Raw genomic sequence first — 14,979 nt, forward strand, 5'->3', positions numbered from 1 at the left:
GTACTCCCCTCATGAGCCCTGGGGCTGACGGGCACTGTTGGTGTCGAGCCGCGGGCCCTTGGACAGGAACTCGGACCAGGCGATGGGGACCAGGCTCGGGGTGACCTTCTCGTAGCCGAGCCGGATCTGGGCCTGGCTGGGCTCGGGCCTGCCGTCCTGCTGCTCCCGCCGGCCGCCGGTGCCGATGTCGGAACGGGCCGCGTCACTGTCGCCGTTCGCCTGGACCGCGTAGCGCAGCCCGGTGTCGGTCACCAGGAAGAGCGATCCGTCGGGGCTGGTCTGCCGGCCCCGGACCTGGGTGTAGAGCAGTCCGCTGCCGGGGGTGACATAGGTGCTGGTGCCCCCGGCGGTGATGTCCGCCGGATACGCGGGTCCGGCCCAGGTGGACAGGGCCGTACCGCCCTTGTCGTCGACCTTGCGCAGCACACTGCACACCGTGTCCCGGGCGCCCTCGCCGCCGACCGAGTTGACCTGGGCGGCCTTCCGCTCGGGCCAGCGGGCGGCCTGACCCGCGAAGGGCCGGGCGTCGGGAACGAAGTCCTGGAGTCCGACGGAGCGTGCCTCGCCGTCCAGGTTCAGGAGCGCGGTCTGCGGAGAGCTGATGAGCAGTCCGGCGGTGAACTCGGAGATCGGCTGGGCCCCGCCCGCCAGGACAACGTAGTGGCTCGTGCCGCCGCCGGTCCGGGTCCTCAGGATCATGCCGATCCTGTTCTCCTGGTCCGAGAGCTGCCCCTCGACATTCGCCGGTGCGCCGATCTCCCCCGGGATGCGGGGGAAGGCGAGGGGGCTGCCCGTGTGCAGCGTGGCCAGCCAGTCGTCGGTCACCTGCTGCGGCTCACGGGTGCCGACCAGCGCGTTCGTCAGATGTCCCTGGTCGGCGGCGGTCTCGGCGATCAGATACTTGGTGCCCGCCGCGTCCACCAGGAAGCGTGCCTGGTCCTTCTGGCCCTGGACGTAGAGCACCTGACCGCCGGTCAGCCGGCGGCTGCCCTCCGTCCTGGAGAAGTCCCGCTCCGCGAGGATGAACGCGGCCTTCTGGACGCTCGCGCCGTCCCCGCCGCCCGGCTGCTCGCACACGGCCCACCGCTTGGCCTTCGCGGCCTCCGTGTCGGAGGGCAGCCGGTCGGGGGCGTACGGGATACCGAGGACCGGACCGCGCGCGGGCTTGCCCGCGTCCAGGATCTTGTCGGGCACCTGGATGACCTTGCCCTGCTGCGGGGTCAGCAGCAGCCGGGCCGAGGCGAGATTGAGCACCGGGTGGAGCAGGGTCTGGTTCTTCCTGTCCGCGCCGGGGGTGTTCAGCACGACATAGCGGGTGGTGGAGTCCTTGCCGACGATCACATTGGTGTTCGGCCGGGCCCAGTCCTTGGGAGCGGACGGTTTGAACATGCCCCAGGCTCCGAAGCCGGCCAGGATGAGCGCGCCGACGATCAGCCCCGGGACCACCGCGCGCAGCGGTCTGGGGGCGCCCTCCTCCGTACCGGTGGGTGAGGGTTGGAGAAATGCGGCCACCGTGCGCTTCTTCGCGAAGGTGTACGCGTTCAGCTCGTCCCGCCGTGATGCCATGAGTCCCCATCGGTGAAAAAGGCGAGGTCTCCCCCCAGGGGGGAGCCAGGCCCCGTCCGGTCGGCGCGTCCCCCGGGTCCTGCCTGACTGTCGGACCGGCCCCCTACTATGCCTTGTAGGCCGGGCGCGTATGCGGGGCGGGTAGGGTGATTCAGCCGTCAACGCCCTGGCCGGCCAGGGTGATCGGGACAATCTGGGGGGTTTCTCCATCATGGCTTCCGCGACGCAGACGCGGCCCGCGGCGGCGGCGCCGTCCTCCGCTGCCTCCCGGGCTCCGGCGGCACCCGGACCAAGAGCCGGCGGGCATCTCGGTCCGTTCCGAATGCAACAACTCGTGCTGATCGAGGTCGCCGCCGCCCTGCTGCTGGTGGCCTGGGTGATCGATCCTCTGCTGCTGATGCCGGCGGGTGTGATCGCCGCGCTGCTGATACCGCTGGCGCTGGTACGCAGACACCGCCGCTCGCTGCCCGAGTGGCTGTCGACCGTCGTCGCACTGCGGGCGCGTAGGCGCAGGGCCGCCTCGCTGGTGCTCCCGCCCGGTACGGAACCGGGCCTCGCGCCCGCCGTCGAGTGCGACCCGGCGCTGCGTACGTACTCGTACAGCGACCGTGACCGGCGCCCGGTCGGGATGATCGGCGACGGTACGTTCCTGACGGCCGTGCTCCAGATCGAGTCGGAGGCCACCGCGCTGCGCCCCGACCGCTCCGCCCGGCCGCTGCCCGTCTCCCTCGTACGGGACGTGCTGGATGTCGACGGCATCCGGCTGGAGTCGGCGCAGATCGTCCAGCACACCCAGCCCGCCCCGGCCCCGCATCTGCCGGAGCAGTCGGTGGCCGCGCGCAACTACGCGCCGCTCCAGGCGCAGACCGGGTCGCCCGCCATCCGGATCACCTGGATCGCGCTGAAGCTCGATCCCGAGCTGTGCCCGGAGGCGGTCACCGCGCGGGGCGGCGGTCTGACGGGGGCCCAGAAGTGTGTGGTGCGGGCGGCGGACCAGCTGGCGAGCCGGCTGACCGGCGCCGGATTCCGGGCGACGGTGCTGACGGAGCAGGAGCTGACCGCGGCCGTCGCCATCTCGTCCTGCGCCAATCCGCTGGCCATCGCGCAGGCGGGCCGTACGGACACACCGGGCCGGCGCACCCAGGAGACCTCGCGCACCTGGCGCTGCGACGACCGCAGGCATACGACCTACTGGGTGGGCCGCTGGCCGCAGCTGGGCGGTGGTGGGGCCTCGATGCCGCAGCTCGTCGCGCTGCTGACCTCGATCCCGGCCCTGGCCACCACCTTCAGCCTCACCCTGGGGCGCGGTGAGCGGCAGGGCGTGACCGTCGGCGGACACATACGGATCACCGGCCGCAGCGACGACGAGCTGGTGACCGCGCGCCATGAACTGGAGCGCGCGGCCCGCGGGGTGAAGACCGGGCTGGTGCGACTGGACCGCGAACAGCTCCCCGCGATGCTCGCCACTCTGCCGCTCGGGGGTACTCGATGATGTCCGTGCCGTCACACACCGCCCCGTCGGGTCCCGCCCCCGCGCGGGGGGCCGCCAGGAGCGGCGGCAGGCCGCGCATCGGCTTCGGGCTGATCGGGCCCCGGCGTGAGCGTCACGCGCTCTCGGCCGAGCAGTTGGAGGCGTTCGCCCTGCCGGTCGGTGACGACGGCATGGTGATAGGCGTCGACCCGGGGAACAGACCCGCGGTGCTCGGTATCAACCGGCCCACGCCGTACGACGTCACACTGATCGGCGGTCTGTGGACGGCGCAGGTGCTGGTGCTGCGCGCGGCGGCGACGGGGGCGCGGATCGCCGTCGAGACGGGCCGGGCGCAGGCCTGGACGGCGCTCGCGCAGGCGGCCGGCGGCGGTCAGCCGTGTGTGACGCTGCACGATGTCGGGAGGGTGCCCCCGCAGGGAGCCTCGGCCGGCAGTCCGGTGGTCGTGGTGCGGGACTGCGGTATGCGTCCGCCGCGCGGCCGGGTGGTCTCGGCGCCCTGGCAGTCGGTGATGACCCTGCTGCCCTATCTCAGCCCGGTGGCGCCGAGGCTGATGGAGAAGTCGGGGCTGGTCGGTGTCCAGCGGGTGTCGCCGGACGAGGCGGCGCAGATCGGCCGGATCATGAGTCTGCCGCGGGCCGAGACGGAGGCGCTGTCCACCCTGGCCGACGGGGTCACGCTCTGGTGCACGGCGCGGGACCGCCAGTTCGTGATGGTCCAGGCGACGGACGCCGAGACCGGATTGTTGGGTAGCGCGCGCCGGATGGACTGAGGCCCGCCGAACGGGCCCTGTGCGCCCCGCTGGTGTGGATTCCGCCAGGATCTCGTAGGGAGATATGCGGATTTGACCGCTCCCCGGCCTCACGCTCCGCCCCTGGCTGTTCACTTGGGGGCGGGGCATGACGTATCCGGCGGCCGCCGACGGGCGGAACCGGCCTGACGTACCCACGCCGTTGGCGATTAGGGTGGGAGTGGGCGCGGGAGTAGAGAACCTGCGGGCGGGTTGGCCCCCCTGAGGAAGAGCCGGGCGGACCGGACACGGCGATGCGGACGCCCCGCCCACCACGGCACAAGGGTGCTCGACCACACCAGGAGGCAAAGTGAACGGCGATCGGGACGAGATCCGCGGAGGCTGGAACCGGCCTCCTGTGGACGATCAGTCCGACGCGGAGCCCGAGATGACGGGTGAGTTCACCATCGACTACACCCCTCCCGCCTGGTACACGCAGAACGCGCCGGGGGACACGTCCGGTGGTGGTGCCTCGGGCGCTCCCGCGTCGTTCACGAACTCACCCCCGCCGCCGGAGGGTGCGCCCGTCGCCGTACCCGGGCTGCCCGCGGGCAGCGGCTTCGAGCCGAACTGGGCGCCCGCGCCGGCCCCGGCGCCCGTACCCGCGCCTGCTCCGGCTCCGGCTCCGGCTCCGGCGGCCGATCCTGCTCCGCCGACAGCCGGGGCACCGGCCCCGGACTCCCCGTCCGTTACGTCGGAGCCGTTCGGCGGTGGCGATGTGGAGAGCGGGGCGACGATGCGGTTCCCCCCGGTGGCGCTCAAACGGGAGATCGCCGAACGGGAGTCCGCGCGGAACGACGGAACGGCGGGGACGGCCGCGTCCGCCGCCGGGACCGGCGACGCCGACGACGCCGGAGTCGGAGCCGACGCCGGATCCGACGCGGAGAGCGTGCCCTCTCCCGCCGTGCCCTCTCCCGCCGTGGCCCCTCCCGCCGTGGCGGCGTCGGGCGACGAGGCGGACTCCGAGCGGCCCGCCGAGCCCACGGACAAGGACGGTGCGGGGACCGGGGACGGGGACGCGTCGGCCGACGCGTCGGAGCCCGGGGCGGAACCGGTCGCTGAGGCCCCGGTCAGTGACCGCGTGGACGGTACGGACGGCACGCGCACCGCCGACGGTACGGACAGCACGCCCACCGCCGACGGTACGGACGGTGCCGGCGGTGCCGACAAGGACCCCGGAACCGTCGGCGAGGCCGCCGCCGGAGCCACGGCCGAGGACAAGGCGACGACCGAGGACGGCGTGGCCGAGGACGAGGACGAACCGTCCGGCGCCGAGCCCGAGGACGCCGTACAGGACACCGCGCCCCAGGACGCCGTACGGACTCAGGACGCCGAGGACACTGAGGACGCCGAGGACGCCGTAGCGGCCGATGAGCCGCAGGACGCTCCCCCGGCCGCCGCGTCGGCCCAGTCCTGGGCCCTTCAGCCGCCCGCGCCCCAGGACTCCGCGCTGCCCCCGCTGCCGCCCGCCTTCCAGCCGGCCGCGCCGGCGTCCGCGCCGCAGTGGCCCGTGGCGGCACAGGCCGCCGAGCGGCCCGCCACCCCGCAGCCCCAGCTCCAAGTCCAGTCACAGCCGCCGCAGCAGCCCCAGCCTCACATCCCTCAGCAGCCGGCGAACCCGTACCCGTGGGCCACGCAGCCGCCGCAGAGCGGTTACGGCTTCCCTCAGCAGGGCCACCCCCAGCAGCACGGGCAGGGCGCGACGACACCTCCGGCCGCGCTGCCACCCGCCGTACCGGGTCCTGACGCCCCCGTCCCGCCCGGCGCCGTCCCGCCCGCCGGTTACGGCTTCCCGCACCAGCAGGCGCAGCCGGGGCAGCAGCCGGGACCGTACGGACCCACCCCCGGGCCCGCACAGCAGCAGAGCGGTTACGGCTTCCCCCAGCAGCAGGACCAGTCCGGGCATCCCGGTGCGCAGCAGCACCCGGCCCCGTACGGCGCCCCGGGCGCACACGCTCCCGTACCCCCGTCCGCCCAGACGCCGTATCTCCCCGCCCAGCAGGCCGCACAGCCGCAGCACCCACAGCAACCGCAGCCCGCTCAGCAGCCGCAGCAGCCACACCACTCGCAGCACCCGCAGCAGCAGCCCGGTGCTCAGCCGCCCGCCGTGGATCCCCGCGCCGGCACCGCCTGGCCCTCGCCCGTCGCGCACGACCACCGCGAGCGCTCGGTCCCCGGCGCGCCGCTCGGCTACACGGCCGCCGTCGAGCTGTCCTCCGACCGTCTGCTGCGCAACAACAAGCAGAAGCCGAAGAGCAGCCGTAACCCGTCCGCCGGTTCGCGCTTCAGGATCGGCGGGAAGGCGGCGGAGAACGAGTACCGGCGCAAGCTGGAGCTGATCCGTACGCCCGTGCTCTCCTGCTACCGGATCGCGGTCATCAGTCTCAAGGGCGGTGTCGGCAAGACCACGACGACCACTGCGCTGGGATCGACCCTGGCCACCGAGCGGCAGGACAAGATCCTGGCGATCGACGCCAACCCGGACGCCGGTACGCTCGGCCGCCGCGTACGGCGCGAGACCGGGGCGACCATCCGCGATCTGGTCCAGGCGATCCCGTATCTCCACAGCTATATGGACATCCGCCGGTTCACCTCGCAGGCGCCCTCCGGTCTGGAGATCATCGCCAACGATGTGGACCCGGCCGTCTCCACCTCGTTCAACGACGAGGACTACCGGCGCGCGATCGAGGTCCTCGGCAAGCAGTACCCGATCATCCTCACCGACTCGGGCACGGGTCTGCTCTACAGCGCGATGCGCGGAGTGCTGGATCTCGCCGACCAGCTGATCATCATCTCGACCCCCTCCGTGGACGGCGCGAGCAGCGCCTCGACAACGCTCGACTGGCTGTCCGCGCACGGATACGCGGATCTGGTGCAGCGCTCCCTCACGGTCATCTCCGGGGTCCGTGAGACCGGAAAGATGATCAAGGTCGATGACATCGTGCAGCACTTCGAGACCCGCTGCCGCGGTGTGGTCGTGGTGCCGTTCGACGAGCATCTCGCGGCCGGTGCCGAGGTGGACCTCGACATGATGCGGCCCAAGACGCGTGAGGCGTACTTCCATCTCTCGGCGCTGGTCGCCGAGGACTTCGCGCGGGCCCAGCAGGCCCAGGGGCTGTGGACCGCGGACGGCAATCCGCCGCCGCATCTCGTACCGCCGATGCCGGGACCCGGGCAGCAGGCCCAGGGGCAGCCGCTGTACGGACAGCCCCCGTACGGACAGCCGGCCCAGGGACACCCGGCACAAGGACACCCGGCGCAGGGACACCCGTACCCGCCCCAGCAGTATCCGCAGCAGTACCCCCAGCAGGGCCAGCCGCAGCCTCCCTACTACCCCTATCCGCAGCAGCAGGCACCGGGGCCCCAGCCCGGGGTGCAGCAGGGCTGGCAGCAGTCGCCGCCGTCCCAGGCGCAGTCTCCCGCGACCCCGGCCGGTCCCCCGCCCGGACAGCTTCCGCCCGGACAGACCGAACAGCCGGGCCAGCCCGCTCACCCCGGCCAGCCCGCTCACCCCGGCCAGCCCGCTCACCCCGGACAGCCGGCCCTGCCCGGACCGTACGGTCAGCAGCCGCAACCGCCGCAGGCCCAGAACGAGTTGCAGGGCCCCGTCCCGCCGGGCGGATGGCCGCAGCAGCAGCCTCCGCAGGCACCGCCAGCGCCTCAGCAGTAAGGCGGCAGAGGTCGATACCAATGAGGGTCCGCACCGTCCCGACGGTGCGGACCCTCGGCGCATTCCCGCAGCCCACACGCTGTTTGAGCCGCCGTTGACGCGCCCTGACGCCCGCTGGTAAACCTCGCTTCACCGATTGGCGAACCAGATTCAACCCGGCTTCTCCGTGCGAGTGACAACACGAGGTCCCCGTCCCATGGTTCATAGCGTTCCGCCGCGGACACCGCGGCAGCCCGTCCGGCAACGCCCCCGCCTCCGACTGCTTCCGGTCTCCGCCGCCGTGTCCGCCGCGCTCGTGGCCGGGACCGTGATCCCCGTCCAGCCGCTGCTCCCCGCGCCCCAGCAGGCCCAGGCCGCCGACGACGGCAAGCGGGTCCTCACCGTCGCGGTCAGTCAGAGCGTCGACTCCCTCAGTCCGTTCCTGGCCCAGCGGCTCGTCAGCACCAGCGTCCACCGGCTGGCGTACGAGTATCTGACCAACTACGACGCCAAGGACGCGCGTACGGTCCCCGGCTTCGCCACCGCGTGGCGGCCCTCCGCGGACAAGCTGACATGGACCTTCACCATCCGCGACGACTCGAAGTGGTCCGACGGCCGGCCGGCCACCGCCGAGGACGCCGCCTGGACCTTCGGCAAGATGATGACGGACGCGAACGCGGCCACCGCCAACGGCAGTTTCACCGCCAACTTCGAGCGGGTCACCGCGCCCGACCCGAAGACGCTGGTCATCGAGTTGAAGAAGCCTCAGGCCACCATGACGGCCCTCGATGTGCCCATCGTGCCCAAACACATCTGGGAGAAGGTCGGCGACTTCTCGAAGTTCAACAACGACGAGCGGTTCCCGATCGTCGGCAACGGGCCGTTCATCGTCACGGACTACAAGGCCGACCAGTACATCAGGCTGGAGCCCAACAAGGACTTCTGGCGTGGTACGCCCAAGTTCGACGAACTGCTCCTCAAGTACTACAAGGACGGGGACGCGGCCGTGGCCGCACTCCGGAAGGGCGAGGTCTCCTTCGTCTCCAATCTCACCCCGGCCCAGGCCTCGGCACTGAAAAGCGCCGAGAACATCAAGGTCAACGACGCGCCGGGCCGCCGTTTCTACGCGCTCGCCGTCAACCCCGGCGCCAGGTCGAAGGACGGCGAGAGATTCGGCAACGGCCATCCGGCGCTGCTGGACCCCGCGGTACGCAAGGCGCTCTTCCAGGCGGTGGACCGCGAGAGCATCATCGACAGGGTCTTCCAGGGCCATGCCGTCGAGGGCCAGGGCTATATCCCGCCCCGCTTCGGTGCGTACTTCTGGGAGCCCTCCGCCGAGCAGAAGATCGCCTACGACCCGGCCGCGGCGGCCCGTACGCTCGACCGGGCGGGCTACAGGAGGACCGGAAGCGGCAAGCGAGTGGGCAAGGACGGCAAGCCGCTCGACTTCCGGATCCTCTGCCATGCCACCGACCCGAACGACAAGGCCATCGGCAAGTACCTCCAGGAGTGGTGGGGCGGGCTCGGCATCGGGCTGAAGGTCGAGTGCCTCGACAATGTCTCCGACCCCTGGCTCGCCGGCGACTACGATCTGGCCTTCGACGGCTGGTCCGTCAACCCCGATCCCGACTTCGTCCTCTCCATTCATACGTGCGGTGCGCTCCCCGCCACCCGCAAGGACAGCGGCGCCACCGACAACTTCATCTGCGACAAGGAGTACGACGGCCTCTACGCCCGGCAGGCCGTGGAGTACGACGCCGCCAAGCGCGCGGATCTCGTCAAGCGGATGGAGTCGAGGCTGTACGACACCGGGTACATGAATGTCATGGCGTACCCGAACGCGGTCGAGGCGTACCGTACGGACCAGATCAAGTCGATCACGACGATGCCGGAGGCCGCCGGCAATCTCTGGGGCCAGGACGGCTACTGGAGCTGGTGGTCCGCGGTACCGGCCGACGGCGGCGGCGGATCCGGCGGGTCCTCCTCCTCGACCGGTGTGGCGATCGGGCTCGGGGCCGCCGGAGCGGTCGCCGCCGTGCTCGGGCTCTTCGTCGCGATGCGGCGCCGTTCCACCGCGGAAGACCGTGAATGACCCATGAGCACCGCAAGCACTCCCGGTGTGGTGCGGGACGCAGTCGACGGCCCGGCACGGACCGGGCCGTCCGGCACGGCGGCCCGCACCCGCGCCGGTACCAGGACCGCGTATCCGCTCTATGTGGCGGGCAAGCTCGGCGGCGCGGCCGTCTCGCTGCTCGCCGTCCTCGTCACGAGTTTCTTCCTCTTCCGGATCGTCCCCGGGGACCCGGTCCGGGCCATGACCCATGGCGCACCGACCTCCGCCGAGCAACTGGCGACCCTGCGCAGGCAGTTCGGGCTGGATCTGCCGCTGTGGCAGCAGTTCACCGACTACTGCGCCAAGGCACTGACCGGCGATCTCGGCACCTCGTACCAGTTCCACGCGCCGGTCGGTGAGCTGATAGCGGCGAAGCTGCCCGCGACCCTGCTGCTCACGGGGGTCGCGGTGGTGATCTACTCGGCTCTCGGTCTCTGGCTCGGCACCCGCTCCGCCTGGCACCACGGCGGTCCCGGCGACCGGCTGAACACGGGTGTGGCACTGACGCTCTGGTCCGTGCCGTCCTTCTGGCTGGGTCTGCTGCTGATCATCGTCTTCTCGGTGGGGATCGGTCCGGTCCCCGGGATGTTCCCCACCGGCGGTATGGAGTCGGGCGATACGGCCGGTCCCGCCCGGATCCTCGATGTGGCGCACCATATGGTGCTGCCGGTGCTCACCCTGGTCGCGGTGGGGTACGCGCAGACGCTGCTGGTGATGCGCGCCTCCCTGCTGGACGAGATGGGCGGCGACTATCTGACGACGGCGCGGGCGAAGGGGCTGCGGGACGACCTCGTACGGCGCCGGCACGCGGTGCCCAACGCCCTGCTTCCCACCGTCACCATGGTCTTCATCAATCTGGGCCATGTGGCGGGCGGTTCGATCCTGGTGGAGACGGTGTTCTCCTGGCCGGGGCTCGGCGGGCTGTTCTACCAGGGGCTGAGTGTGCCCGATCTGCCGCTGGTCCAGGGGCTGTTCCTGGTCTTCGCCGGCGCGATGATCGTGATGAACCTCCTCGCCGATCTGCTCTATCCGCTGCTCGATCCCCGGGTGGGCCGATGACCTTCGCCAAGCCGTCGAGTCCCTCCCCCGTACCGGAGGAGCCACCCGCCTCCACCGCGGCTCGCTCGTTCGCACGGGCCCGCAGACGCGCGTCGGCGGTCCGCTTCTGGCAGCGGTACCGCACGCACCGCGCCGGGCTCTTCGGGCTCGCCGGACTCGCGCTCGTCGCGCTGATCGCCCTGACCGCGCCGCTGCTCGTCGGGGGCGATGTGCAGAGCGTGACCCGGGCGCCGGGCAAGGCGCTGGAGGCGCCGAGCGGCCGGTTCCCGCTCGGTACGGACCAGTTCGGACGGCCCCTGCTGGGGCTGCTGATCTGGGGTGCCCGGATCTCACTGACCGTGGGGCTGCTGGCCGCCGTGCTGTCGGTGGCCATCGGTACGCTCGTCGGCATCCTCGCCGGGCACTACGGCGGCTGGGCGGCGACGGTGACCATGCGGATCACCGACTGGTTCCTGGTGATGCCGACACTCGTGCTGGCGATCGTGCTGGCCACGGTCATGTCGCGGTCCATCTGGACGGTGATCGTGGCGATCGGTGTCACGAGCTGGCCGACCACGGCGCGACTGGTACGGGCGCAGACGATCGCCGTCGAGTCGCGTCCGTACATCGAGCGGGCACGGGCGCTGGGCGGCGGGCACGGCCACATCATGAGCCGCCATGTACTGCCCAATGTGATGCCGCTGGTGCTCGCGCAGACCACGCTCGGTATCTCCAGCGCGATCCTGACGGAGGCGACGCTCGCCTTCCTCGGTCTCGGCGATCCGACGATCGTCTCGTGGGGCGGCATGCTCCAGGACGCGCGGGAGGCGGGCGCGGTCTCCTCCGGGCACTGGTGGTATCTGGCACCCCCCGGACTCGCGATCGCGTTCGTCGCGCTGGCGTTCACGCTCTGCGGCCGTGCGATCGAGTCCGTGCTCAACCCGAAGCTGGGGGTGCCCCGTTGAAAGAAACGACGGAAACGACCGGTGCGAGCGACGCGACCGACGCGTCCGACACATCTGGCACATCTGGCACTTCTGGAACGTCTGGAACGTCGAACCTGCTGGAGATCAGGAACCTGTCCGTGACCTACGGCTCGGGGGCGTCGGCCGTGCCCGCCGTACGGGGCGTCGATCTGACCCTCGGGCCGGGACAGAAGCTCGGTGTCGCCGGGGAGTCGGGATGCGGCAAGTCCACCCTGGCACTGGCGCTGCTCAGACTGCTGCCGCCGTCGGCGAGGCTGACCGGCGAGATCCTGCTCGACGGCGAGGACGTCCGCACCATGAAGTGGGGCCGGCTGCGCGCCGTACGGTGGGCGGGGGCGTCGATCGTCTTCCAGGGGGCCATGCACTCGCTCAACGCGGTGCACCGGATCGGGGACCAGATCGCCGAGCCGGTGCTGCTGCACGGGCGTGCCACCCCGGCGGCCGGCCGCTCGCGCGCCGCCGAACTGCTGGAACAGGTCGGTCTGCCCGCCGCGCGCGCCGACGCGTATCCGCACGAGCTCTCCGGCGGACAGCGTCAGCGGGTGATGATCGCGATGGCTCTCGCCTGCGATCCACGGCTGATCGTCGCGGACGAGCCGACCACCGCGCTGGATGTGATGATCCAGGCGCAGATCCTGCGGCTGATCGAGCGGTCGGTCGCGGAGCGGGACATCGGTCTGCTGATGATCAGCCACGATCTGGCGGTGCTCTCGGACACCTGTGACCGGCTCGCCGTGATGTACGCGGGCCGGATCGTCGAGGAGGGCCCGGCGCGGGAGGTCTACGACGCGGCGGAGCATCCCTACGGCCGGGCGCTCTCCGCCGCCTTCCCGCGCGTCGGGGATCTCGCGTCCCGGCGCGCTCCGCGTGGACTGCCCGGTGATCCGCCGGACCCCTCGGCGCTGCCGTCCGGCTGTACGTTCCATCCGCGCTGCCCGGTCGCGCTGGACGTCTGCGCGCGCGAGGACCAGACACTGCGGGCGGCCGGTCCCGGCCGGAGCGCGGCATGTGTGCGGGTGGGTTCCGCGGTCCCCCTGGCGGAGCCGCCGCGGTGAGGGCCGCCCCCGCCGTACGCCCTCGCCCGTGAAACACCGCGAAACCCCGTGAAGCCCGGCCACCCTTCAGGAGCCACCCATGACGACGACCACCGACACCTCCCCGCTCCCGCCCCTGCTGTCGGCCGCCGAGCTGAATGTCACCTTCCCCGGGCGGCGCGGCGCGCCTCCGGCCCGCGCCGTCGACGGGGTCGATCTCGACATCGGCGCCGGGGAGATCGTCGCCCTGGTCGGCGAGTCCGGCTGTGGCAAGACCACACTGGCGCGGACTTTGCTCGGTCTGGTGCCGCCCACCCGGGGCCGGGTGACCTTCGCCGGGGAGCCGCTCGGGTACGGTGCCCGCTCCCTCAAGGCGTACCGCAAGCGCGTACAGCTCGTGCTCCAGGATCCGAGCGGCTCGCTCAATCCGCGCCATACGGTGTACGACGCGGTGGCCGAGGGACTCCGGATCCACGGCTACCGGGGCGATGAGCGCGCGGCCGTCGCCCAGGCGCTGTCCCGGGCCGGTCTCCGGCCGCCCGAGCGGTTCTTCCTCCGCTACCCGCACGAGCTGTCCGGTGGTCAGCGGCAGCGGGTCGTCATCGCGGGCGCGCTCGTCCTCGAACCCGAACTCATCGTCGCCGACGAGCCGGTGGCGTCCCTGGACGCGTCCGTACGGGGTGAAATCCTCGCGCTGCTGCTGTCTCTCCGTGCGGAACTCGGGCTCTCCGCGCTGGTGGTGACACACGATCTGGGTCTGGCCTGGAACATCGCGGACCGGGTCGCGGTGATGTATCTCGGGCGGATCGTGGAGACGGGCCCGGTGGAAGACGTACTGACAGACCCTCAGCACCCTTACACACGGGCGCTGTTGTCCGTGCTGCCGGAGTCGGGGCGGACGCCGGTCGTCCTCATGGGCGAGCCGCCGGACCCGTCGCGCATCCCGGACGGCTGCCGCTTCCACGCCCGGTGCCAGGTGCTCGCCTCGGGCGAGGCGGCGCGGGCGGGGGTCGACGAACGGTGCCGTACGGACTCACCGCCGGTGCTGACGGGCGGCCCGGCCACGCAGGTCGCGTGCCACTGGGCGACGGCGAGGTGAGCGAGCGGTGCACTCCCCCGCGCCCCGCCCGCCGGGCGCCCCGGCGTCCTGCGTCTGCGTCCTGCTTTCTGCGGTCCTGGCGTCCTACCGGGCGTCGTACTCCTCCGTCAGCGCCTGTGAGCGCTTGACGTCGTCGGCGATCGCCTCCAGCAGCGCCTCGATCGACTCGAACTTCCGCTGCCCGCGGACGTACGAGAGGAAGTCGACGGTCACATGGAGCCCGTACAGATCCAGCCCCACCCGGTCGATCGCGTACGCCTCGACCGTCCGCTCCGTCCCCTCGAACTGGGGGTTCGTACCGACCGAGATCGCCGCCGGCATCCGCTCACCGTCCGCCGTGAGCCAGCCCGCGTACACCCCGTCCGCCGGGATCGCGGTGTGCGGCAGGGTCTCCACATTGGCCGTGGGATAGCCGAGTTCACGTCCGCGCTGGGCGCCGCGCACCACCACGCCCTCGACCCGGTGCGGCCTGCCGAGGATCTCCGCCGCGCCCGCGACATCGCCCTCGGTGACCAGCCGGCGGGTGAGGGTGGACGAGAACGGCTCGCCGCCGCCCGCCTCCCCGGTCACCCGCAGATCGATGACCTCGACCTCGTAGTCGTAGGTGATACCGAGATCGGCCAGTACGGCGACGTTCCCCGCGGCCTTGTGGCCGAAGCGGAAGTTGGGGCCCTCGATCACGGCACGGGCGTGCAACTTGTCGACCAGGACCTTCACGATGAAGTCGCCCGGGGACAGCCGGGAGAACTCGACGGTGAACGGCAGGATCAGCAGCGCGTCCACGCCCAGCTCCGCCATCAGTTCGGCGCGCCGGTGGTGCGGGGCGAGCAGCGGCGGATGGCTGCCCGGCCGTACGACCTCGCTGGGGTGCGGGTCGAAGGTCACGACGACCGACGGCACTCCCAGCTCCCGTGCCCGCTCCACCGCGCGGCCGATGATGAGCTGGTGTCCGCGGTGCACCCCGTCGTAGGAGCCGATGGTGACGACGCTGCGCCCCCAGTCCTGGGGAATGTCCTCCAAGCCACGCCAGCGCTGCACTGAGACCGCTCCTCGCCCGAACCCATGTACGTCATTTCCAGTCACGCAATGCTAAGACTGCCATGCCCCGCACCCGTGGCACGCATCGGCCACCGGGCGCCGGAAGCAACCCAGGTGCGAACGCGCCCCCCAGTGCACCGTCTCTCCCCTCCGAGCGCCTGCTCGCAGGGGTGAAT

The 14,979-nt window shown here is 71.8% G+C and carries 10 protein-coding genes; 8 read left to right on the forward strand and 2 right to left on the reverse strand.

Annotated elements, in window-relative coordinates; translation table 11 throughout:
- Positions 1-9 precede the first annotated feature (9 nt).
- Positions 10-1,566, reverse strand: a complete 1,557-nt coding sequence (eccB, locus tag OG214_RS10535; protein ID WP_405984599.1) for a type VII secretion protein EccB — start codon at positions 1,564-1,566, stop codon at positions 10-12.
- A gap of 211 nt (positions 1,567-1,777) precedes the next feature.
- On the opposite strand from eccB, the gene eccE reads away from it, so the two are divergent.
- The 8 genes from eccE to OG214_RS10575 all read left to right on the forward strand — a co-directional run bounded on the left by eccE (position 1,778) and on the right by OG214_RS10575 (position 13,765).
- The gene (eccE, locus tag OG214_RS10540; protein WP_405984600.1) at positions 1,778-3,058 is read left to right on the forward strand and encodes a type VII secretion protein EccE; all 1,281 of its coding nucleotides are present in this window, start codon (positions 1,778-1,780) and stop codon (positions 3,056-3,058) included.
- Positions 3,058-3,828 (forward strand): hypothetical protein, encoded by a 771-nt coding sequence (locus OG214_RS10545; RefSeq protein WP_363083206.1) that lies wholly within the window; start codon positions 3,058-3,060, stop codon positions 3,826-3,828. The genes eccE and OG214_RS10545 overlap by 1 nt, the downstream gene beginning before the upstream one ends.
- A 328-nt stretch (positions 3,829-4,156) precedes the next feature.
- Entirely contained in the window at positions 4,157-7,516 is a 3,360-nt protein-coding gene (locus OG214_RS10550) for an SCO5717 family growth-regulating ATPase (RefSeq protein WP_405984601.1), read from the forward strand.
- A 196-nt stretch (positions 7,517-7,712) separates the two neighbouring features.
- Complete coding sequence (locus OG214_RS10555) at positions 7,713-9,587, forward strand: ABC transporter substrate-binding protein (RefSeq protein ID WP_405984602.1); 1,875 nt, start codon at positions 7,713-7,715, stop codon at positions 9,585-9,587.
- Between the two features lie 3 nt (positions 9,588-9,590).
- Positions 9,591-10,667 (forward strand): ABC transporter permease, encoded by a 1,077-nt coding sequence (locus OG214_RS10560; RefSeq protein ID WP_382852368.1) that lies wholly within the window; start codon positions 9,591-9,593, stop codon positions 10,665-10,667.
- On the forward strand, positions 10,664-11,611 hold the full coding sequence (locus OG214_RS10565; RefSeq protein ID WP_363084321.1) for an ABC transporter permease: 948 nt from the start codon (positions 10,664-10,666) through the stop codon (positions 11,609-11,611). Before OG214_RS10560 ends, OG214_RS10565 begins: the two co-directional genes overlap by 4 nt.
- Positions 11,612-11,706: 95 nt before the next feature.
- The gene (locus OG214_RS10570; RefSeq protein WP_363084324.1) at positions 11,707-12,687 is read left to right on the forward strand and encodes an ABC transporter ATP-binding protein; all 981 of its coding nucleotides are present in this window, start codon (positions 11,707-11,709) and stop codon (positions 12,685-12,687) included.
- Between the two features lie 79 nt (positions 12,688-12,766).
- A complete protein-coding gene (locus OG214_RS10575; protein ID WP_405984603.1) occupies positions 12,767-13,765 on the forward strand; it encodes an ABC transporter ATP-binding protein in 999 nt (332 codons plus the stop codon).
- Positions 13,766-13,849: 84 nt separating this feature from the next.
- Here the strand turns inward: OG214_RS10575 and OG214_RS10580 are convergent, their stop codons facing one another.
- Positions 13,850-14,803, reverse strand: coding sequence for a bifunctional riboflavin kinase/FAD synthetase (locus OG214_RS10580; RefSeq protein ID WP_363084323.1), 954 nt, complete (start codon positions 14,801-14,803; stop codon positions 13,850-13,852).
- Positions 14,804-14,979: the final 176 nt, after the last annotated feature.

This window comes from Streptomyces sp. NBC_00872, assembly GCF_045161915.1.
In the GTDB taxonomy this organism is placed as follows: Bacteria; Actinomycetota; Actinomycetes; order Streptomycetales; family Streptomycetaceae; genus Streptomyces.